We start from the raw sequence: 358 nt of genomic DNA, 5'->3' as shown, positions 1-358 counted from the left end.
ACCCAGCACGATCATGGCCACGATCATGATGGACTCCATCAGCGAGAAGGATTCCGGCGAGATGAAACCCTGGAAGGCCGCGAACATGGAGCCCGACACGCCGCCGAAGGTGGCGCCCATGGCGAAGGCCAGGAGCTTCATGTTGCGCACGTTGATGCCCATGGCCTTGGCGGCGATGTCATCTTCACGAATCGCCATCCAGGCGCGGCCGATGCGGGAGTTCTCCAGACGGTGGCAGATGATGACCGTCAGCACCACCAGCGCCAGGAACAGGTAGTAGTACAGCGCCACGGGGGCGATGGTGTAGTCGCCGATCATCAACGGCTTGCCGAAGCTGAAGCCGAAGAAGTGCATGGGG

Annotated in this window: 1 protein-coding gene; it reads right to left on the bottom strand. The window is 61.7% G+C overall.

Features of this window, described 5'->3' with window-relative positions:
* A partial coding sequence (locus SM757_RS35155) for a branched-chain amino acid ABC transporter permease (RefSeq protein ID WP_322468887.1) occupies nucleotides 1-358 on the bottom strand: 358 nt, incomplete at both ends.

Origin of the sequence: Azohydromonas lata (assembly GCF_034427735.1) — a bacterium.
In the GTDB taxonomy this organism is placed as follows: Bacteria; Pseudomonadota; Gammaproteobacteria; order Burkholderiales; family Burkholderiaceae_C; genus Azohydromonas; species Azohydromonas lata.
The sequence above is the reverse complement of the archived record's forward strand: the minus strand, read 5'-3'. Positions and strand labels throughout refer to the sequence as shown.